Origin of the sequence: Nocardioides terrae (assembly GCF_900112345.1) — a bacterium.
Classification (GTDB): Bacteria; Actinomycetota; Actinomycetes; order Propionibacteriales; family Nocardioidaceae; genus Nocardioides; species Nocardioides terrae.
Genome location: NZ_FOLB01000006.1, coordinates 203,671 through 224,067 on the forward strand (window position 1 = coordinate 203,671; position 20,397 = coordinate 224,067).

Below are 20,397 nucleotides of genomic sequence, written 5' to 3' on the forward strand. Positions count from 1 at the left end.
GACCGGCACCCTGACCGGGGCCGTGGGCCCGGTCGGTCAGTCCGGGAGGTTCATCAGCTTGACGCCGCCGCCGACCTGGTTGAGCGCCGCGATGAAGATCGATCCCATGTCGTCGCCGGAGGCCGCGCAGAAGAAGAAGTCACCGTCGGTGTTCTCAGCGGTGCGACTCGCCGAGCCGGTGCAGTTGCCCGGGTCGACGGTCGACGGCTCGATGCCGTCCCCGCCGGCCGCGTAGGCCAGGACGTTGTTGACCGAGTCGCCGGGGTCGTTGTCGACCACGGTGTTCTTCCACGTGACCTTCGTGGCGACCGCGTAGGTCACCGTCAGCGGAACCTTGCACGAGGCGTACTTGATCGTCTTCGCATCGTCCGCGGTGCTGCCGTTGCCGCCTCCCACGCAGTCGGACTGCCTCTGGCCGCTCGTGTTGCTCCAGCTGCCGTTGTTGTCGGTCCGGTCGATGTCCTGGATCCACGCGCCGTTGAACTCGGTGGAGCCTGACGGCGTCGAGAACCCGGAGACATCCGGAGTGACGTTGCCCTTGTTGCAGTTCGTGCTGCCGTCGAGGTTGTAGCCGATCGTGATGATGAGGTTGTCAGGGTCGTACGCCTTGATCGTGTCGGCGACGGCCTTGAAGTTGGAGCAGGCGTTCTCGCCGCCGTTGCGCTCGTAGTTCTGGGAGTCGGTGCGCGAGTTCTGCACCGTCTTGTAGCTCAGCGTGTAGCGGGTGCCGGAGGAGCACGAGTTCGTCGTACCACCCGACTTGTAGCAGGCGGTCGGCGCGGGGGCGGGGTCGTACGTCGACCACTTGCCGTCGTTGTAGCTGAGGCTCGAGTCCCTCGTGGTGAACGAGGTTCCCGGGTTGCCCTTCGTCGTCCCGCTCTTGGCGACGTGCATGAAGTCGGAGAAGACGTCGTACCCGTTCCCGCAGCCCGACGCCTGCGTCGTCAGGCTGTTCGTGATCCCGCACGCGTTCTTGGTCGGGTCGCTGTCCGAGTTGGCGATCTCCTGCGGCTGGCCGTCGGTCTCGAAGATGATCACGTTGCGGACCCTGCCGGAACGGTTGGCCCCGCCCAGGCCGTCCACGTTGAAGCCACTGGAGTCCATGCTCGGCTGGTCGCCGAGGACGTAACGCGCTGCCGCCTTGAGAGGCGCCGCGAGATAGGTGCCGTGGCTCTTCTGCGGGCCGCTGCCGTCCGGGTCGAGGCAGTTGAGGGCCCTGATGAGGTTGCTGCCCGTGTTGATGGCGCCGGTGCTGCCCAGGTAGTTCTTGAAGAACTGGAGGGGCACCCAGAGGTTCGAGCTGTACTTGGAGAGGGAGTCTCCGCTGTAGCCCCAGCCCCGCGAGTTCTCGTCGGCGGGCACCTTGACCGAAGAGCAGGCGCTGAAGCTGCTTCGGGTGGTCGTGGTGCTGCGGCCGATCGTTCCGAGCGCGACGTACTGCTGCTCCGGCGACATCTTGGCGAGCATGTCCTTGATGCCCTGGATCATGGAGTGCTCGTCGGTGTCATCCATCGACGACGTGCGGTCGGTGACGACCACGACGTTCATCGGGTTGGGGGCGATGGCGCCGCACACACCCTTGCAGGCGACGGCGATCTGCGCGCCCGTCGAGCCCTTGTCGATCCCGAGGACCGGCGCGAAGGTGAACGGCACGTCGTCGCTCGCGCCGACCCTGATCGTGTTGCACGTGACCGGAAGGTTGTTGTAGATCGACGTTCCCGCCGCCCAGCCGTTGCCGGGGCCGGCGTTCAGGGCGCACGGCACGGCACAGAGCTCGGAATTGCAGGTCATCGCGAAGTGGGAGCCGTCCCACGCCCGCACCCGGTTGGTGTAGTCGGACTGCAGCCAGGTCGTGCTCGACGACGAGGCGTCGGGGTTGCAGACGCCGCCCTTCTGGCCTCCACTCGGGATCTGGTAGTCGGCGACCTTCGCCGGAGTGGACGGGCTCCCGTCGACGGCGAGCTTGCGACCGACCACGCACCAGAAGCTGATCTGACTCGGATCGAGTGTGCCGGGGCCGTTCTTCTCGTAGTAGTCGATCGCGTTCTGGGCGGCGTCCCGGATGGCGTTGGTCTGCGAGTCGAGGTGGTACGCCGCCGCCGTGGCCGCGGCATCGAGCTGGTTCTTGAGCAGGTGCTTGCGGTTGACCTGCGTCGCGATGTCCACCCCGAGCGCGGCGACGCCGAACAGGACGATCGACAGCGCCGCCACGATGATGGCGACAGCGCCTCGCTCGCCGCGAGAGCGTGAGAAGAAGTGGATCATTCCCTGACCATCTCCGATGTGCGGGTGAGCTCGATCGTGCTTCCCGTGCAGGATCCGCCGCCGAAGAAGGAGCACAGTGCGCCGACCGGGGTGATCCAGTGGTGGGTGTACGAGACGGTGACTCGGACCGAGGAGCCCGCGATGGCCTTCGCGTCGAAGTCGCTGTCGTTGCACGTCACGCCCGCAGGGGTGGTGCAGGTGATCGTCACGGTGGCGTTGGGCCCCGGGTACGTCACGCCGATGTCGGCGAGCTCGTCCGTGGCGACGGTCCGGATCGTGGCGCGGTTCCCGTCCAGACTGGCCGTGCGAGCGGCGTCACGGGCGACGTTGTTGACGACGTTGCTCCGGTCGATCATCCAGCCGAAGTCGATGATCCCGAAGACGATCATGAGGAGGAGCGGCGCGACCAGGGCGAACTCGACGACCACGGCGCCGCGACCGGACCGGCGACGCCGGCGTACGCGCGTCACGACGTGGCCACTCGGCAGTCGGCGCCGTCGCCGAGCTGGAAGGTCTCGTGCTTGGTGATGGTCACTCCTTGGAAGACTCCGGTCAGGAACGAGTGGTTGGCCTTCACGTAGACGCCGAAGCTGCTGCCGCACGCATCGATGTCGTGCGCGCCGAGGCGGCCGCCGGTGCGGTGGAACTCCTGGGCATCGGCGTCCCACGCGTAGGCGGCGCAGCCGTCGTCGCAGCGGGCGAAGTGGTCGGTCCCGTTGCGGAGCGGGAAGCCGGCCGGGTTGGCCTCGTAGACCCACAGCTCGCTGATGGAGTCCTTGGACAGCGTCGTCTTCGCCTGCTCGATCGCCGAGGCGGTCAGGTCGGAGAGCGTTGTCGCCGGTGCATCGGCGACCGTGGCGGCCGGCCGGTCGGCATCGACGGCGAAGGAGGTGGCTGCCTTGCCTCCGGTGTGGATGAGCGAGTTCAGGGCGACGTTGTCCCTCATGAGCAGGGCCATCTCGACGATGCCGAGCATGATGACCACGAGGAGAGGGGTGAGGAGTGCAGCCTCGAAGACGACGGCGCCGGTCGCAACCGCGCCGCGCGTGTCGGAACGCGTGAGTGTGCGCATCGTCGGCTGTCCTCCTCCCAAGAGTCCCGCCCCTGCGGGCACACGTTAGGGAGGCCCAGGACCCGTCGCTACGGGACCGCGACTAGATCATTCCATCGGGCCAGTCGGCATAGACCGGAAGGACTACGTCGACCCGGGACCAACCAGCCCAGCAGGCCTCAGAGGGTCTCATCGGCCGCACGAGCGGTCAGCTGAGCCGTCCCACCCCTCGACTTCCGTCACACGGGGGGCCACTTCCCGTCCACAGGGTCCCCTCTCGGCGGTGTGCTCCACAGGGCGTTCGGCCGCGCCCACCGCCTGTCCTCGCCGCGGTCGATGCTCGTCGCATGACAACGATCGGCTCGGAGGTCGAGGACATGGTGGCAACGGCAGCGGCCCGGACGGCGCTCGGACGCTACGGCGAGGACGTGGCGGAGCGCCACCTGACCGAGCTGGGGATGGTCCTGCTCGAGCGGAACTGGCGGTGTGACGAGGGCGAGCTCGACCTCGTCCTGCGCGACGGCCCGGTGCTCGTGGCCTGCGAGGTCAAGACCCGGAGCGACACCTCCTACGGAACGCCGCACCAGGCGGTGGGGCCCGACAAGCTCGACCGGCTGCGTCGACTCGCCGAGCGCTGGGTACAGGCCCGGGGCCTGAACCCTCCGGAGATCCGCATCGACCTCGTCGCCGTGCTGCGCCGGGTCAAGGGGGCCGCCGTGGTCGACCATGTCAGGGGCATCTGATGGGGGTCGCGACGGCGGCCACCGTCGCCCTGGCCGGCGCCGTCGGTCACCTCATCGACGTCCAGGTCGACGTCTCGCGGGGGGTCGTGGGGACCACCATCGTCGGGCGAGCCGACTCCGTGCTCAACGAGGCGCGCGACAGGTGTCGCATGGCCGTCAACAACAGCCATGTGCGGATCGAGACCCGCGCCGACGAGACGCGCAACGCCGAGTGGCCGAACACGCGACGCGTCACCATCCTGCTCTCGCCCGCGGACCTTCCGAAGAGCGGCACTCACTTCGACCTCGCCATCGCGGTCGCCACCATGGCGGCCATCGGCGTGGTGCCGTCGGCCTCGCTGGCCGGCACCCTCTTCATCGGGGAGCTGACGCTGTCCGGTGGCCTGCGCAGCGTCCCCGGGGTGCTGCCGATGGTCCTCGCGGCCGCCCACCGCGGCGTGCGGCGGGTCTTCGTCCCCGAGCCGCAGAGCCGCGAGGCGGCGATGGTCCCCGGCATGGCGGTCTTCGGAGTGCGCTCCCTCGCCCAGGTCCTGTGCGAGCTCCGCGGCGAGGAGGTGCCGGAGGCACCGCCGGTCGCGCCGATGTCCGGAAGCCGCCTGCTCGCCTGGCGCGGCCAGGAGCGGCTGGCCGAGCAGGACCTCTCCGACCTGCTCGGCATGGAGGATGCCCGTTTCGCCCTGGAGGTCTCGGCCGCGGGCGGCCATCACCTGATGCTCTCGGGCCCGCGAGGTGCCGGGAAGACCACGCTGGCCGAGCGGATCCCCGGCATCCTGCCGGACCTCACCGTCGAGGAGTCGCTCGAGCTGACCGCGATCCACTCGCTGGCGGGCGCGCTCGAGCCGGAGGACGGGATGATCAGGCGGCCGCCCTTCTCCGCTCCGCACCACGACGCGAGCCGGGCGAGTCTGCTCGGAGGCGGCACCGGCCGGGTGAGGCCTGGGGAGGTGAGCCGGGCCCACAACGGTGTCCTCTTCCTCGACGAGTTCCCGTTGTTCCAGTCCGACGTCATCCAGGCACTGCGCCAGCCGCTCGAGAGCGGAGAGGTGACGATCGCCCGTGGAGAGGAGTCGGCCACCTTCCCCGCCCGCGGCATCTTCGTGCTCGCGATGAACCCGTGCCCGTGCGGTGAGTTCGACAGCGACCAGGGCAGCAACCGGTGCTACTGCACGCCGCCGCAGCTCCGGGCCTACCAGGCACGCTTCTCCGGGCCGATCGCCGACCGCATCGACATCCTGAGGAAGGTGCGTCCGATCAAGGGCGACGGCACCCCGGACCCGCTCACGCCACCGCCGGAGACGTCGGCCAGCGTCCGCGCGCGGGTGCAGGTGGCCCGCGAGCGTCAGCGGGAGCGGTACGCCGACCGGTCCTGGCGGCTCAACGGGCAGGCCCCAGGTCCGACGCTGCGCCAGGAGTGGCCATTGACGCCTGCCGCGCAGACCGCGCTCGACGCGGCGACCTATCAGGGCCGGCTCACGGGGCGCGGCAACACCCGCGTCCACCGGATGGCCTGGACGGTCACCGACCTGTGGGGGACGGAGCAGCCCGGCCTCGACGAGCTCGACGTCGCGATGCGGCTGCGCAACGGTGAGCCCCTGCTCGAGGCGATGCTGAGGCAGGCGGTATGACGGCCACGACGAACGTGGCCGACGCCGAGCGGCTCGCGCGCGTGGCGCTGAACGTCGCGTTCGAGCCGGCCGATCTCGAGCTCGCGCAGCAGGTGTCGGCCCACGGTGCGGTGGCCGTGTGCCGCCGGCTGATCGACACCGGCAAGCTCGGAAGTCGGTCCGCGGAGGCGGTCGCCCGGCTCGACGCCGTCGACCCCGCCGACGAGCTGGAGAGGGCGCACCGCAGCGACCTCCGGTTCGTGGTCCCGGGCGATGCCGAGTGGCCGAGCCAGCTCGACGACCTGGAGCACGCGGCCGACGTCACGGAGGGCCGAGGCGGCGTCCCGCTCGGGCTCTGGGTGCGCGGGCCGGTCCGGCTCGACTCGCTCGCCGACTCCGTCGCGGTCGTGGGGTCGCGCTCGGCCACCGACTACGGCACCACCATCGCCCGCGAGATCTCGGCCCAGCTCGCTGCGGAGAGGTGGGCCGTCGTCTCGGGCGCCGCCTACGGCATCGACCAGGCGGCGCATCGTGGCGCCCTGGCCGGCGGCGGCGTCACCGTCGCCGTGCTCGCCTGCGGGGCCGACCGGTTCTACCCGGCCGCGCACGAACGGCTGATCGGCCACCTCGCCGAGCACGCCGCGGTGATCTCCGAGGCGCCGCCCGGAGCCGCTCCGATGCGGCTGCGTTTCCTCGCCCGCAACCGGATCATCGCCGCCCTCTCCCGCGGGACGGTGATCGTCGAGGCGGCACCGCGCAGCGGCGCGCTCAACACCGCGAGCTGGACCGACGCCATCAGCCGTCCGGTGATGGGGGTCCCGGGCCCGGTGACGGCGATGACCTCCGCGGGCGTGCACGTCCTGCTCCGACGCGGCGCCACGGTGGTGACCAACGCCGGCGAGGTGCTGGAGTCCGTCGGCGCGTCGGGAGAGCACCTCGCGATCGACCTCCGCGGGCCTGAGCGCCCACGTGACCGCCTGTCCATGACCCAGCAGCAGGTGCTGGAGGCGGTGCCCTTGTTCAGGCCCTCAGGGCTGGAGTCGATCGCCCGCATCGCCGGCCTCGGCACGGCCGAGACCGAGCGCCACCTCGCCGACCTCACCCGCAACGGCTTCGCCGAGCGGTCCTCCACCGGCTGGCGGCTCAGCGCCTATGCGCGATCGTGATGCGGCGGACCTGTCGTCGCGGGCGTGTCGGCACCGGCCCGCAGCGGCTCGTCGGCCACGCTGGGCAGCGTGGAGGAAGCCGACCTGCCCGAGGAGTTCGCCCGGTTGCTGGGTGACTACGAGCGGCACCTGCGCTCCGAGCGCGACCTGACCGCGCACTCGATCCGCGCCTATATCGGCGACATCGCCAGCCTGCTCGACCATGCGCACCGGTCGGGGATCGACTCCGTCGACCGGCTCGACCTGCGCGTCCTCCGCAGCTGGCTGGCCAAGCAGCAGACCACCGGCCGTGCCCGCACGACCATCGCGCGTCGGGCCACCGCGGCCCGGGTCTTCACCGCTTGGCTCGCCCGCACCGCCCGGACGTCCACGGACGTCGGCTCGAGCCTCGGATCGCCGCGTGCCCACCGGACCCTGCCGCCGGTGCTGCGTGCCGACGAGGCCGGCGCACTGATCCGCGCTGCCGCCGAGCTGGCTGACGACGGGAGCGCCATGGGTCTACGCGACGTGGCGATGCTCGAGCTGCTCTACGCCACGGGGATCCGCGTGGGCGAGCTCGTGGGGCTCGACGTCGACGACGTCGACCACGGCCGCCGTGTCGTGCGCGTCCTCGGCAAGGGCCGCAAGGAGCGGACGGTGCCCTACGGCGATCCGGCGGCCCGAGCGCTCGACGCGTGGCTCGTCCGCGGCCGGCCGGCGCTCGTCGTCGACGGAGCCGGCGCCGCCCTCTTCCTCGGTGCGCGCGGGCGGCGCATCGACCAGCGGGCCGTGCGTACCCTCGTCCACCGCCGGATCGCCGAGGTCCCCGGCGCCCCCGACATCGGCCCGCACGGGCTGCGCCACACCGCCGCCACCCACCTCCTGGAGGGCGGCGCCGACCTGCGCTCGGTGCAGGAGCTGCTGGGGCACGCGTCCTTGGCGACGACACAGCTCTACACCCACGTCAGCACCGACCGACTCCGTCGCGCTTATCAACAAGCCCATCCACGCGCGTGAGCGGGGGCCGCGCCAGCGGACCCGCTGACGGTGGTCGAGCGAGCCGCGCGACCGAGCCTGCGAGGCGATGACCGCCGAGTCGAGACACCGATCGCTCCGGCCCAACGCCGCTCGGAAGCCCGTCAGGACGCCGGCGAGAACGACACCACCTCGACGAGCGGCCGCCACCCGGCGTACGGGGAGACAGAACGAGGCGCGATCGGCCCAGAACCGCCCGGCCGGTCACCCCACAGCGGCAGCAGTCGGACCGGGCCTGCACCGACGAGCAGCAGCGGGTCGAGGTAGACGTCGTCGACGTTGCGGATCCAGCCCCAGTGCAGGCAGGCGGCGGGCGGGCAATGGGAGAGGTCCGGGGTGAGCGAGCCGAGCGGGCCGCCGGCGCTGACGAGATCCCCGACGTGGGCCGTCGCGGCGACCGGCTCATAGCTGGTGCGGGTCTCCCCGTGGTCGACGACGACCACCCCGCGGCCGGCCAGCATGCCGGCGAAGGTGACCCGGCCGGGGAGCGCGCTCCCGACGGTCTGGCCGACGTGACCGAGCAGGTCCACACCCCGGTGACCGGCTCCCCAGGGGGATGAGGGCGGGTCGAACCGCTGCACGACGGATGGGGCGGGGGAGAGCGGCCACACGCCGACCGGATCCGGCTCCCCGGCGGTGCTGACCGGCGATGGGCCGAGGATGGAACCGGTCAGCAGGACGACGACAAGGACCGCGCCGGGGAGCCGGGTCCGGGCGGCGGTGGACGATCTCACGGGGAGGACGATGCCCCGCCGGAGGCGACGACGCGCGGGCCGTCGTACGGTTGTGGAGAACCGCGCCTGAGAGGCGAGCTGTGGACGACGATCGGCCCGAACGAGGCGGGGCCGCACAGATTCGCTCCGCGCAGGCGATCGGACTATCCTCGACCGTGCAACCCGTGTGGGTTGACTTCGCACGTCCACAGACCGCGACGGCGCTCACCTCCTGAGCGTCGATCACCCGTGGGTGCGTCCCTCAGTCCCGAGGCCAGTCCGAGGGTGGGGGCGCGCGTGAGCGTCAGGGCCCGGCTGAGCAAGAACCGGGCAGCAACTGAAAACCCGATCGGAGCCACCTCCGGCACGCCCTCGACAGACGCAAGGGCGAGCTGAACGGAGTGCGGCTCCACCACAAGGAGAAGAAAACATCATGGCAGTCGTGACCATGCGCCAGCTCCTCGAGAGCGGCGTCCACTTCGGACACCAGACCCGTCGCTGGAACCCGAAGATGAAGCGCTTCATCCTCACCGAGCGCAACGGCATCTACATCATCGACCTGCAGCAGTCGCTGGCCTACATCGACCGCTCCTACGCCTTCATCAAGGAGACCGTCGCCAAGGGCGGCGTCATCCTCTTCGTCGGCACCAAGAAGCAGGCCCAGGAGGCGATCGCCGAGCAGGCGACCCGCGTCGGCATGCCCTACGTCAACCAGCGTTGGCTCGGCGGCATGCTCACCAACTTCTCGACCGTGCACCAGCGGATCAACCGCCTCAAGGAGCTCGACGAGATCGACTTCGACGACGTCGCGAGCAGCAGCCGCACCAAGAAGGAGCTGCTGCAGATGCGTCGCGAGCGCGACAAGCTCAACAAGTCGCTCGGTGGTATCCGTGAGATGGTCCGCACGCCTTCGGCGGTGTGGATCGTCGACACGAACAAGGAGCACCTCGCCGTCGAGGAGGCGCGCAAGCTGCGCATCCCGATCGTGGGCATCCTCGACTCCAACTGCGACCCCGACCAGGTCGACTTCCCGATCCCGGGTAACGACGACGCCATCCGCGCCGTCGGCCTGCTGACCCGAGTGGTCGCCGACGCCGTCGCCGAGGGCCTCATCGCCCGCTCCGGCGCCAAGACCGTCGGCGCCGAGGGCACCACGGCCGAGCCGCTGGCCGAGTGGGAGCGCGAGCTGCTCGAGACCCCGGCCGCCGAGGCCACCACGGAGGCCCCGGCCGCCGAGGAGCCGCAGGCCGCCGAGGCCACCACGGAGGCCCCGGCCGCCGAGGAGCCGCAGGCCGCCGAGGCTGCCATCGAGGCTCCGGCCGAGGGCGAGACCGAGGGTGAGACCGAGGCGACCACCGAGGCTCCGGCCGAGGCCTGATCCACTCCCGTACACCGACGTACCTGAAGAGGAAGACATATGGCTTACACCGCAGCCGACGTCAAGAAGCTCCGTGAGCTGACGCAGGCCGGAATGATGGACTGCAAGAAGGCGCTCGACGAGACCGACGGCGACTTCGACAAGGCCGTCGAGCTGCTCCGCGTCAAGGGTGCGGCCAAGGCCGCCGCCCGCGCCGCCGAGCGCGAGGCCTCCGCCGGCCTCGTGGCCACCTCGGGCAACGCCCTGATCAGCCTGAGGGCCGAGACGGACTTCGTCGCCAAGAACGAGGCGTTCGTCGCCGCCGCCCAGGCGATCGCGGACGCCGCGAACGCCAGCAAGGTCGGCGACGCGGAGGCCCTCAAGGCCGTGTCGCTCGGCGACAAGACGGTCGGCGAGACGGTCGACGAGCTCGCCCGCACCATCGGCGAGAAGATCGAGCTGGGCGAGGTCGCCTACTTCGACGGCACCACGACGGTCTACCTGCACAAGAAGGCCTCCGACCTGCCTCCGACCCTCGGCGTGCTCGTCGAGTTCGAGGGCGACGAGGCTGCCGCCAAGCAGGCCGCCCAGCAGGCTGCTGCGCTCAAGGCGCAGTACCTCACCAGCGACGAGGTCCCGGCCGACGTCGTGGCGTCGGAGAAGGACGTGCTGACCAAGAAGACGCTCGAGGAGGGCAAGCCCGAGGCTGCCGTCGCTCGGATCGTCGAGGGTCGCATCGGCGCCTTCTTCAAGGAGATCGTCCTGCTCGACCAGGAGTCGGTCTTCGAGGCCAAGAAGTCGGTCAAGCAGGTGCTCGACGCGGCCAACACGACCGTCAAGCGGTTCGCCCGCTTCGAGGTCGGCGCGTAACCAGATAGGTTTCACCTGACGTACGACGAGGAGGCCGGTCCGATGACGGAACAACTGATCATCGGACCGGCCTTCTCGCACGTCCAGACCCAGATCGACCACGGAAAGGTCACCGCGTGACGGCGTACAAGCGGGTTCTCCTCAAGCTCTCCGGCGAGGTCTTCGGCGGGGGCAAGGTCGGCGTCGACCCCGACGTGGTGCAGACGGTCGCGAAGGAGATCGCGGCGGTCGTCGACGCAGGCGTGCAGGTCGCCGTCGTCACCGGCGGCGGCAACTTCTTCCGCGGCGCCGAGCTGCAGAACCGCGGCATGGACCGCGCACGGGCCGACTACATGGGCATGCTCGGCATCGTCATGAACTGCCTGGCGCTGCAGGACTTCCTCGAGAAGCTCGGGGTCGACACCCGGGTCCAGACCGCCATCACCATGGGCCAGGTCGCCGAGCCCTACATCCCGCGCCGAGCGATCCGCCACCTCGAGAAGGGCCGCGTCGTGATCTTCGGCGCCGGCATGGGACTGCCCTTCTTCTCCACCGACACCGTCGCCGTCCAGCGGGCGCTGGAGAGCAAGTGCGACGTGGTCCTGGTCGCCAAGAGCGGCGTCGACGGCGTCTACTCCGCCGACCCGAAGAAGGACCCGAACGCGGTCAAGTACGACCAGCTCACCTACGCCGAGGCCATCGGGCAGGGCCTGCGGATCATGGACCAGACGGCGTTCGCCCTGTGCGGCGAGAACAAGCTGCCCATGGTCGTCTTCGGCATGGAGCCACGGGGCAACATCCTGCGCGTCGTGCAGGGTGAGAAGATTGGCACCCTGGTCAGCGCCGGCTGAGACCCCCACCAGCACAAGCGCGACCAGCGAGACATCGACGAAGGAGCTCCGGTGATCAACGACATCCTCAACGAGGCCGACGACAAGATGGGCAAGTCGGTCGATGCGACCCGCGAGGACTTCGCGACCCTGCGTGCCGGCCGCATCACCCCGACGGTCTTCAACAAGCTGACCGTCGAGTACTACGGGACGCCCACGCCCATCCAGCAGCTCGCGACGTTCACCAGCCCCGAGCCGCGGGTCATCGTGATCGCTCCCTTCGACGCCTCGGCGATGCCGAACATCGAGAAGGCCATCCGCGACAGCGACCTCGGCGTGAACCCCTCCAACGACGGTCGCGTCCTGCGCGCGGTGTTCCCCGAGCTGACCGAGGAGCGCCGCAAGGACTACATCAAGCAGGCGCGGGAGAAGGCCGAGGGCGGCCGCGTGTCGGTTCGCCAGGTGCGCCAGAAGGCCAAGCAGAACCTCGAGAAGCTCGAGAAGGACGGCGAGATCGGCAAGGACGACCTCACCGGCGCCGAGAAGCGGCTCGACGGGATGACCAAGAAGCACACCGACGCCATCGACGACCTGCTGAAGGCCAAGGAGGCCGAGCTGCTCGAGGTCTGACCTCGAGCGCTCCTCACGATGACCGACATGTCAGTGCCGGCACCTGCCGCCGACGGCTCCGGAAGCTCCGGGAAGGTCGGCGGCGACAAGCCCACGAAGGACCACGGCCGCGCGGGCCGCGACCTCAAGGCCGCGATCCTCTCGGCGGTGGTCCTGCTCGCCGCCGTGGCGCTCTCGCTCTTCATCTGGAAGAGCCTCTTCATCCTGATCGTCGCGACCGCCGTGGTGGTCGCCGTCTGGGAGCTGCGCAAGGGCCTGCTCGCCAAAGGCATCGACCTGCCCGAGCAGCCGCTGATGGCCGGCGGCGTCGTGATGGTCGTGGTCGCCTACGCCTGGGGCGCCGAGGCGCTGGTCACGGCGACGGCGGTCACCGCGCTGGTCACCATGCTCTGGCTGCTGCGCCGCGGCGTCGACGGCTATGTCAAGACCGCCACCGGCTCGGTCTTCACGCTGGTGTACCTGCCGTTCCTCGGGTCCTTCGTCGCGCTGATGCTCGCCGAGGGCGGCACCTGGGACGAGACCGGCATCGACGACGGCGTCAAGGGCATCATCACCTTCGTCCTGGTCACGATCGCCTCCGACATCGGTGGGTACGTCGCCGGCGTGCTCTTCGGCCGGCACCCCATGGCTCCGGTCATCTCCCCGAAGAAGTCCTGGGAGGGGTTCGCCGGCTCGGCGATCTTCACGATCACCGCGGGCGTCCTCCTGGTCGTCCTCCTGCTGGACGCGGACTGGTGGGTCGGTGTGGCGCTCGGCGTGATCACCGTGGTCATGGCGACTCTCGGCGACCTGTGCGAGTCGGTGATCAAGCGTGACCTGGGCGTCAAGGACATGAGCCAGGTCATCCCGGGGCACGGCGGGCTGATGGACCGGCTGGACTCGCTGCTGGCCACGATCGCCCCCATCTGGCTGCTCCTGCACTACGCGGTCTTCAACTGACCGACCGACGCGATGTGCCGCACCTGGCGCGACGGTGGCGCTAGGGTCGAGACACACGTCCTCGACTTCGAGGAGGAGACATGAGTCAGCTGCGACCACAGTCGGCGGACAGCGCCGCAGAGATGCCCGAGCCCGAGAGCCCCAACTGGTGGCACCGCGACCACCCTGTCTTCACGCCGCTGAGCGGCTTCTTCTCCGGGCTCGCCTTCACGCTCCTGGTGCCGGGGCTGTTCGCGGCCGTGCTCGAGGCGTTCTTCCCGAAGCACACGGCGACCGACCTCTTCCCGTTCGGAGCCGTCCTGCTCGTCGTACCGCTCGTGCTGATCGTGCGGGAGCGCACCCGCCGGCTGGGTCTCTACTTCCTCCTGGGCATGGTCACCACCGCCGTCGTGGTGGTGGGAGTCGCCGCGACGGCGCTCTGGCTGCTGACCCGCTGACCGCGTCGATCTCGTGGGCGACCCAGTCGTCCGGCTGCGTTCACGCACCGGTCACGTGAGGTGGCGCGCACGGTCTTCTTGCGTCCCTAGCTTGCGACTGAACCGCCTGGGAACGGCTCGGGCGAGAGTCGAAGGAAGCCAAGATGGCCCGCACGAATGCCAGCATGCGCCGGGTGCGCCTGCTCGCCGGCGTCACGGGGCTCGCGGTCGCGAGCACCGGGGTGGCGTACGCCGCCGACATCAGCGAGACCGGTGGCGCCAACCGCCACGACGGTGACCAGACCGCCGAGATCGCCGCGCAGGTGAAGTTCGGCAAGGCGAAGAACGTCATCCTCTTCATCGGCGACGGCATGGGTGACTCCGAGATCACCGTCGCGCGCAACTACCTCGTCGGCGCCTCCGGCCAGCTCGAGGGCATCGACAGCCTTCCGCTGACCGGCCAGTACACGACGTACGCGCTGCACAAGGGGGACGACCCGCTGACGACCGGGGACGACACCGGCAAGCCCGACTACGTGACCGACTCCGCCGCGTCGGGCACCGGCTGGTCGACAGGAACGAAGACCTACAACGGCGCGATCAGCGTCGGCCTGGACGGCACCACCGCGCACCAGACGCTGCTCGAGTGGGCCAAGACCCAGGGGCTCAAGACCGGTGACATCACCACCGCCGAGGTCCAGGACGCGACCCCCGCCGTCCAGCTCTCGCACGTCGCCGACCGCGGCTGCTACACGCCGGTGGGCCAGACCGTGACCGTCGACGGCAAGTCGCAGAAGAAGGACACCGCCAAGTGCCCCGGGCAGAAGTCGATCGAGGAGCAGATCCTCGACACCCGGGCCGACGTCGTCATGGGCGGCGGCAAGGGCTGGTTCGACGCCGTCGCGGCGAACGGTAGGTCGGTGCTGCAGAACGCCCAGGACGCCGGGTTCCAGGTCCCCACCACCAAGGCGGAGATGACCGCTGTCACCAAGGCGGACCAGTCCGCCCCGGTCCTCGGCCTCTTCGCCTCGGGGAACATGCAGACCCGCTACAAGGCGACCCCCGCGACGGCCGACGGCTACGCCAAGCCCGCCGCCGAGTGCCAGACCAACGACACGGCGCCCGACGGCACGTCGGTGACCTGGCCGGGCACCCAGCCGACGCTCGCTGACATGACGAGCAAGGCGATCGGCCTGCTGGACAACGACAAGGGCTTCTTCCTCCAGGTCGAGGGCGCGTCGATCGACAAGCAGGACCACGCCGCCAACGCCTGCGGTCAGATCGGTGAGACCAAGGACCTCGACGAGGCCGTGAAGGTCGGGATGGACTTCGCCAAGACGCACGGCGACACGCTCGTCATCGTGACGGCGGACCACGCCCACACCAGCCAGATCATCAACGCCGAGGACATCACCGGAGGCTCATCGGTCCCGCTTGCGGGCACCTACAACCTGCTGACCCACGACGGCACCGTGGAGACCGTCGCCTACGGCACCGCTCAGCTCGGCGGTTCCCAGCAGCACACAGGCACCCAGCTGCGCATCGCCGGCTTCGGGCCGGGCGCCGCCAACGCGGTCGGGCTGTCGGACCAGACCGACGTCTTCGACACGATCAAGGACGCGCTCAGCGGCGTCGGCCTCGATCCGGCCCCGTCGGCCGGCACGACCACGAAGACCGTGACGGTCACCAAGGAGGTCGCCCCGGCGCGCCTCACGAGCGCCGTGGACAGCAAGGTCAGGACGCTGGCCAAGCAGATCAGGAAGGCCAAGGGCGACCGCAAGGCGAAGCTGAAGGCGCAGCTGCGCGCCTACCGGGCCGTCCAGCGGCAGCTCCACTGATCCCGTCGCGCTGATCTACCGACTGATCGGCGGCAGCGGCCCGGGGAGTATCCCCGGGCCGCTGTCAGCGTCCCGGGGCCGCTGCTTCGCCGAGTAGGACCGGCCGCCGCCCGGGTGGGACACTGGCGGGGTGAGCAGACCGATCGGCGAGGAGACCCCGGACGAGGCAGCCGCGCGTGGCCGCGCGCTGCCGCTGGTGATGAGCCCGCCGAAGGGCCGCGGCAAGCCGCCGCGTCACCTCGCCGACCTCACCCTCGCCGAGCGGCAGGAGGCCGCCACGGAGGCCGGGCTGCAGGCGTTCCGTGCCAAGCAGCTGTCGGTGCACTACTTCGAGCGGCTCGTGCACGACCCGGCCGAGATGACCGACCTGCCCGCGGCCCAGCGCGAGTCGATCGTCTCGACCTTCCTGCCGGACCTGATGACCCCGATCCGGACGCTCGAGGCCGACCGCGGCACCACGGTGAAGACGCTGTGGAAGCTCTTCGACGGCGCGCTGGTCGAGTCGGTGCTGATGCGCTACACCGATCGCGCCACCATCTGCATCTCCTCCCAGGCCGGCTGCGGCATGGCCTGCCCCTTCTGCGCCACCGGCCAGGGCGGCCTGCAGCGCAACATGTCGACCGCCGAGATCGTGCACCAGGTCGTCGTCGGCGCCCGCGCGATGGCGTCCGGCGAGGTCCCGGGCGGGCCGGGACGGCTCTCCAACGTCGTCTTCATGGGCATGGGCGAGCCGCTCGCGAACTACCGCGCCGTCATCGGAGCCGTACGCCGGCTCACCGACCCCGCCCCCGAGGGGCTCGGCCTCTCGGCGCGCCACGTCACCGTCTCGACGGTCGGCCTGGTGCCCCGGATCAAGCAGCTCGCGACCGAGGGCGTCCCGGTCACCCTGGCGTTGAGCCTGCACGCGCCCGACGACGAGCTGCGCAACGAGCTGGTGCCGATCAACACGCGCTTCAGCGTCGCCGAGACCGTCGAGGCGGCCTGGGAGTACGCCCGGACGACCAAGCGCCGGGTGTCGATCGAGTACGCCATGATGCGCGGCATCAACGACCAGGGCTGGCGCGCCGACCTGCTCGCCGACGTCCTCAACTCCTACGGCGACTGGGGCTGGGTGCACGTCAACCTGATCCCGCTCAACCCGACGCCCGGCTCGAAGTGGACCGCCTCCGACCCCGCCGACGAGCGGGAGTTCGTGCGCCGGCTCGAGGCCAAGGGCATCTCCACGACCGTGCGCGACACGCGCGGCCGCGAGATCGACGGCGCCTGCGGGCAGCTGGCGGCCGTCGAGGCCTGAGCCCGACTACGCGCTCGCGTGAGCGCGGTGCCGGCCGCCGACGTACCCCTCCCGGGCCAGCCCCAGAGCACCGCAGACCACCGCGACGAGCTCGACGACGAAGGCCAGCCAGGCGTACCAGCTCCAGTCGGTCTCGATGCCGAAGAGCCCGACGGTCGCGGCGATGAGGAACGCGACGATCGTCGCGGCGCCGAAGCCGGCGGCGAGGAGGAGCGGCGCCCAGTCGTGCCACATGACGAGCAGGACCGCGATCGCGATCCCGGCCACGACGTTGACGACGAACAGGGCGCCGACGGTGCCCTGGTCCTTGACGCCGTCGAACCAGAGGTAGAGGTGGACGACCGCGGAGACGAGCACGGCCGCCGCGGCGATGGTGCGGATCATCATCATGGGCTCCCTTCCGGAGCAGGGTCGCTGAAGGTGGCGAGGAACCGGTCGCGGAAGGTGTCCATCCGCGTGACCGGCGCGTCGGGCGGCGGCCGCAGCCCGGCCGACCAGCCCCAGCCGGAGACGGCGTCGAGCACCGCGGGGTCCTGCGCGATGACGCTGATCGGGACGTCGTGGCCGGGAGAGGCACCGGTGACGTAGGAGTGCGGCTGGTGGTCGCCGAGCACGACGAGCACCAGGTTCGGGTCGGGACGCCGGGCCAGCCACGACACGAGCGCCGACCAGGTGTACTCGACCGACTTCCCGTAGGCGGCGCGCACCCGGGACGGGCTGCGCAGCACCTCGTCCGGCGAGCCACCCACGGCGGGGACCCGCGAGAAGACCGAGCCGTCGCCCACCGCCGACCACGGCACGAGCTGGGGCAGCGGCGTCCACGGGTGGTGGCTGGAGACCAGGTCGATCTCCGCCATCACCGGCTTCCGGGGGCCCGCGGTGAGCTCGTGCTGCTCGAAGGCGGCGATGGTGAACTGGTCGGGCATCGGCGCATAGCTGAACCGAGGTCCGCGGTAGCCGACGTTGCGCTCGTCGTAGAGCTTGTCGAAGCCGTAGAACCGGCGGCCGTCGGACCAGTCCTTCGTCACCGCGGGGACGTCGAAGACGGTGCGCCAGCCGGCCTGCTCGAAGGCCGACGTGAGCGTCGCGTGGGAGGAGGTGACCAGCTGGTTGTAGCGCTGTTGGCTGTCGACCCAGAGGCCGGACTGGAGGGTCGAGTGGGCCAACCAGCTCGCCGCGCCGAACGTCGGAGAGGTGAGGAACGCGCTGCGCGAGTCATAACCCGCGGCCCGCAGCTGCGCGGTGCCGCGGTCGAGGACGGCGTCGACACCTCGCGAGTACGACGTCCCCTGCACCGCCACCCGGCCGTAGCTCTCGACGAAGACGAGCAGGACGTCCTTGCCGCGAAGCCGGCTGAGGAGCCCGGGCGGCAGGGGGTCGTCCTCGGCGATCTCGCCGGCGAAGACGTGCCGGTCCGCGAGGTCGAACGAGACCGCCTGGACCTGTCGCGCGGCCAGCACCGACGTCCCGGTCGAGGCGACGCCACCTCCGGCCGCCGCGGAGAACGCCCCGACCGTCGCAGCGGCGGCCACGACCGTCACGCCGACCCGACGGTGCCGGGCCGCGGAGGAGGCCACCCGTCTGACCGCCGCGGTGAGCACCACGCCGATCACGACGACGAGGACGGCCACGCCGGCCACCAGCCCCACCACGGCCACGATCCCGCTCGAGTCGCGCACCACGCCGAGCCCGGGGCCGACGTAGTAGGAGTCGTTCAGCAGGTCGAAGCGGCGGTCCAGCACGACCGAGAACCCCAGGTCGAGGGCGCGCACCACGGTCAGCAGGGTCAGCACGACACCGAGAGCGGCAACGGCCGGCCGGCGTACGGATGAGGGGAGGACGGCGGCCAGGAGCACCAGCGCCAGCAGCTCCACGGGCACCTGCAGGAAGGCCGCGAGCGAGAGGTCGCGGACCCGGTCCGGAGCGACGAGGGCGAGCCACAAGACGACGTACGCCGCGACAGTGACCGCGACCGTGGGCGGCCGGTCGACGGTGTCGGCGGATCCCAGTCGCCGCAGCTGGCGGACCTGGTGGGCGAAGGACTCGACGAGCAGCGCGAGCGCGACGGCGAGTGCGGTCAGGGCGAGCGTGCGAGGCATGACGTCGGCCGTGACGGCGGTGAGGACGATGCCCTGGACGGCGGCGACGACCTTGGCCCAGTAACGCGGCGGCGTCTGCGCGCGCAGCCAGGGCCACAGCCACCCCGCGACGAGCAGCAGGTAGCGAGCCAGGCCGATCAGGATCACCCACCACGCCACCGTGCGGGCGACGTGCACGCTCAGCGCCAGCACCAGGAACGCGTCGACCTCCATGTCGTAGCGCGCCCCGAATCGGGTGCAGACCGTCCGGCGCGCCACCGCTCCGTCGACCGCGTCGAGGACCAGCGCGACGCTCGCGAGCGGGACGAGCAGACCGAGCGCGACGGGGGCGACCATCGCCCGGACCACCAGCGCTGCGACCGCGCAGACGAGTGCCAGCCGGACCGTCGTGACCAGGTCGGCCGGGCGGCGGGCCGCGGGGATCTGAACCTCGAGCATGTGGCCTCCGTAATGGTGGTGACAAGTGGGGCACGACACCGGCACGGTGTTGGTTCAAGAGGGTGGTTCAAGAGGGTGGTTCAAGAGGGTGGTTCAAGAGGGTGGTTCAAGAGGGTGGTTCAAGCGGTTTCACGAGCCCCGGAGGACCGGCTCAGGACAGGACGGGCACCATGACCCAGCGCACCGCACGCGCCTTCGTCGTCGTGCGCCCGGGCGTCGGCGAGGTCCGTGGGGTGCCCGTGGCCGAGCCCGGCCCCGACGACGTCCTGGTGCGGACGCTGCACAGCGGGGTCAGCCGCGGCACCGAGACCCTGGTCTTCCGGGGCGAGGTGCCCGAGGACCAGCGCGAGCGGATGCGGGCGCCGTTCCAGCGCGGAGACCTGCCGGGTCCGGTCGCCTACGGCTATCTGAACGTCGGCGTCGTCGAGGCGGGCCCCGACGAGCTGCTCGGCCGCACCGTCTTCTGCCTCCACCCCCACCAGACGTCGTACGTCGTCCCGGCGAGCGCCGTCGTCCCGGTGCCCGACGGCGTACCGGCCCGTCGAGCCGTCCTCGCGGGGGCCGTGGAGACCGCCGTCAACGCGCTGTGGGACGCCGCGCCGCTGGTCGGCGACCGGGTGACGGTCGTCGGCGGCGGCATGGTCGGCTGCAGCGTCACCCGCCTGCTGGCGCGGATCCCGGGGGTCGACGTGACGCTCGTGGACGTCGACAAGGAGCGAGCCGCGGTCGCCGAGGCGCTCGGTGCCCGGTTCGCGACGCCGGGCGACGCCGAGGGCGAGCGCGACCTGGTCGTGCACGCCAGCGCGACGTCGGCCGGGCTGCAGACCAGCGTCGACCTGCTCGCCGACGAGGGCACCGTCCTCGAGCTGAGCTGGTACGGCGACCGGGAGGTCACCGTCGGCCTCGGCGGCGCCTTCCACTCGCGTCGCCTGCGGATCGTCGCCAGCCAGGTCGGAGCGGTCGCCCCGGCCCGGCGCGCCCGGCGCTCGACCTCGGACCGGCTCGCGTTGGCGCTCACGCTGCTGCGCGACGACGCCTTCGACACCCTGCTCACCGGCCGCTCGCCGTTCGAGGAGCTGCCCGACGTCATGGCGGCGCTCTCGGCCGGGTCGCCCGCGCTGTGCCACACGATCGACTACCAGGAGGCCTGA

General features: G+C 70.8%; 19 protein-coding genes. 13 read left to right on the forward strand and 6 right to left on the reverse strand.

Annotated elements, in window-relative coordinates; translation table 11 throughout:
- Positions 1-36: 36 nt before the first annotated feature.
- From BM236_RS10330 to BM236_RS10340, 3 genes are read right to left on the reverse strand one after another with little or no spacing between them, the layout of a single operon-like run.
- Positions 37-2,265, reverse strand: a complete 2,229-nt coding sequence (locus tag BM236_RS10330; RefSeq protein WP_091123227.1) for a hypothetical protein — start codon at positions 2,263-2,265, stop codon at positions 37-39.
- Positions 2,262-2,735: a TadE family protein gene (locus BM236_RS18695; RefSeq protein ID WP_175507637.1), complete on the reverse strand. Its 474-nt coding sequence runs from the start codon at positions 2,733-2,735 to the stop codon at positions 2,262-2,264. The genes BM236_RS10330 and BM236_RS18695 overlap by 4 nt, the downstream gene beginning before the upstream one ends.
- Complete coding sequence (locus BM236_RS10340; protein ID WP_091123232.1) at positions 2,732-3,337, reverse strand: TadE/TadG family type IV pilus assembly protein; 606 nt, start codon at positions 3,335-3,337, stop codon at positions 2,732-2,734. Before BM236_RS10340 ends, BM236_RS18695 begins: the two co-directional genes overlap by 4 nt.
- Positions 3,338-3,663: 326 nt before the next feature.
- Between BM236_RS10340 and BM236_RS10345 the strand changes: the two genes are divergently transcribed.
- The 4 genes from BM236_RS10345 (at position 3,664) to BM236_RS10360 (ending at position 7,825) form a co-directional block, all read left to right on the forward strand.
- A complete protein-coding gene (locus BM236_RS10345) occupies positions 3,664-4,059 on the forward strand; it encodes a YraN family protein (protein ID WP_245750257.1) in 396 nt (131 codons plus the stop codon).
- Complete coding sequence (locus BM236_RS10350) at positions 4,059-5,684, forward strand: YifB family Mg chelatase-like AAA ATPase (RefSeq protein ID WP_091123234.1); 1,626 nt, start codon at positions 4,059-4,061, stop codon at positions 5,682-5,684. Before BM236_RS10345 ends, BM236_RS10350 begins: the two co-directional genes overlap by 1 nt.
- Entirely contained in the window at positions 5,681-6,829 is a 1,149-nt protein-coding gene (dprA, locus tag BM236_RS10355) for a DNA-processing protein DprA (protein WP_091123236.1), read from the forward strand. Before BM236_RS10350 ends, dprA begins: the two co-directional genes overlap by 4 nt.
- Before the next feature lie 69 nt (positions 6,830-6,898).
- Positions 6,899-7,825, forward strand: coding sequence for a tyrosine recombinase XerC (locus BM236_RS10360; protein WP_245750258.1), 927 nt, complete (start codon positions 6,899-6,901; stop codon positions 7,823-7,825).
- A gap of 122 nt (positions 7,826-7,947) precedes the next feature.
- Here the strand turns inward: BM236_RS10360 and BM236_RS10365 are convergent, their stop codons facing one another.
- Positions 7,948-8,577, reverse strand: coding sequence for a M23 family metallopeptidase (locus BM236_RS10365; RefSeq protein WP_091123241.1), 630 nt, complete (start codon positions 8,575-8,577; stop codon positions 7,948-7,950).
- Between the two features lie 412 nt (positions 8,578-8,989).
- On the opposite strand from BM236_RS10365, the gene rpsB reads away from it, so the two are divergent.
- The 8 genes from rpsB (at position 8,990) to rlmN (ending at position 16,709) form a co-directional block, all read left to right on the forward strand.
- Complete coding sequence (gene rpsB, locus BM236_RS10370) at positions 8,990-9,934, forward strand: 30S ribosomal protein S2 (RefSeq protein WP_091123243.1); 945 nt, start codon at positions 8,990-8,992, stop codon at positions 9,932-9,934.
- A gap of 39 nt (positions 9,935-9,973) precedes the next feature.
- A complete protein-coding gene (tsf, locus tag BM236_RS10375; RefSeq protein ID WP_091123245.1) occupies positions 9,974-10,783 on the forward strand; it encodes a translation elongation factor Ts in 810 nt (269 codons plus the stop codon).
- 116 nt (positions 10,784-10,899) lie between these two features.
- Positions 10,900-11,613, forward strand: coding sequence for a UMP kinase (pyrH, locus tag BM236_RS10380; protein WP_091123249.1), 714 nt, complete (start codon positions 10,900-10,902; stop codon positions 11,611-11,613).
- Positions 11,614-11,667: 54 nt separating this feature from the next.
- Positions 11,668-12,222, forward strand: coding sequence for a ribosome recycling factor (gene frr / locus BM236_RS10385; protein ID WP_217645294.1), 555 nt, complete (start codon positions 11,668-11,670; stop codon positions 12,220-12,222).
- A gap of 27 nt (positions 12,223-12,249) precedes the next feature.
- Entirely contained in the window at positions 12,250-13,161 is a 912-nt protein-coding gene (locus BM236_RS10390) for a phosphatidate cytidylyltransferase (protein WP_091123253.1), read from the forward strand.
- Positions 13,162-13,241: 80 nt separating this feature from the next.
- Entirely contained in the window at positions 13,242-13,598 is a 357-nt protein-coding gene (locus tag BM236_RS10395; protein WP_245750259.1) for a hypothetical protein, read from the forward strand.
- 143 nt (positions 13,599-13,741) lie between these two features.
- On the forward strand, positions 13,742-15,415 hold the full coding sequence (gene phoA, locus BM236_RS10400; protein WP_217645291.1) for an alkaline phosphatase: 1,674 nt from the start codon (positions 13,742-13,744) through the stop codon (positions 15,413-15,415).
- A gap of 199 nt (positions 15,416-15,614) precedes the next feature.
- Positions 15,615-16,709, forward strand: a complete 1,095-nt coding sequence (gene rlmN, locus BM236_RS10405; RefSeq protein WP_217645295.1) for a dual-specificity RNA methyltransferase RlmN — start codon at positions 15,615-15,617, stop codon at positions 16,707-16,709.
- A 6-nt stretch (positions 16,710-16,715) separates the two neighbouring features.
- On the opposite strand, the gene BM236_RS10410 is transcribed toward rlmN, so the two are convergent.
- Together BM236_RS10410 and BM236_RS10415 are read right to left on the reverse strand one after the other, a co-directional pair.
- Positions 16,716-17,096, reverse strand: a complete 381-nt coding sequence (locus tag BM236_RS10410) for a hypothetical protein (RefSeq protein WP_091123258.1) — start codon at positions 17,094-17,096, stop codon at positions 16,716-16,718.
- The gene (locus tag BM236_RS10415) at positions 17,096-19,246 is read right to left on the reverse strand and encodes a CDP-alcohol phosphatidyltransferase family protein (protein ID WP_091123261.1); all 2,151 of its coding nucleotides are present in this window, start codon (positions 19,244-19,246) and stop codon (positions 17,096-17,098) included. Before BM236_RS10415 ends, BM236_RS10410 begins: the two co-directional genes overlap by 1 nt.
- A gap of 170 nt (positions 19,247-19,416) precedes the next feature.
- Here BM236_RS10415 and BM236_RS10420 point away from each other — a divergent pair, with 170 nt between their 5' ends.
- A complete protein-coding gene (locus BM236_RS10420) occupies positions 19,417-20,397 on the forward strand; it encodes a zinc-dependent alcohol dehydrogenase (RefSeq protein WP_091123263.1) in 981 nt (326 codons plus the stop codon).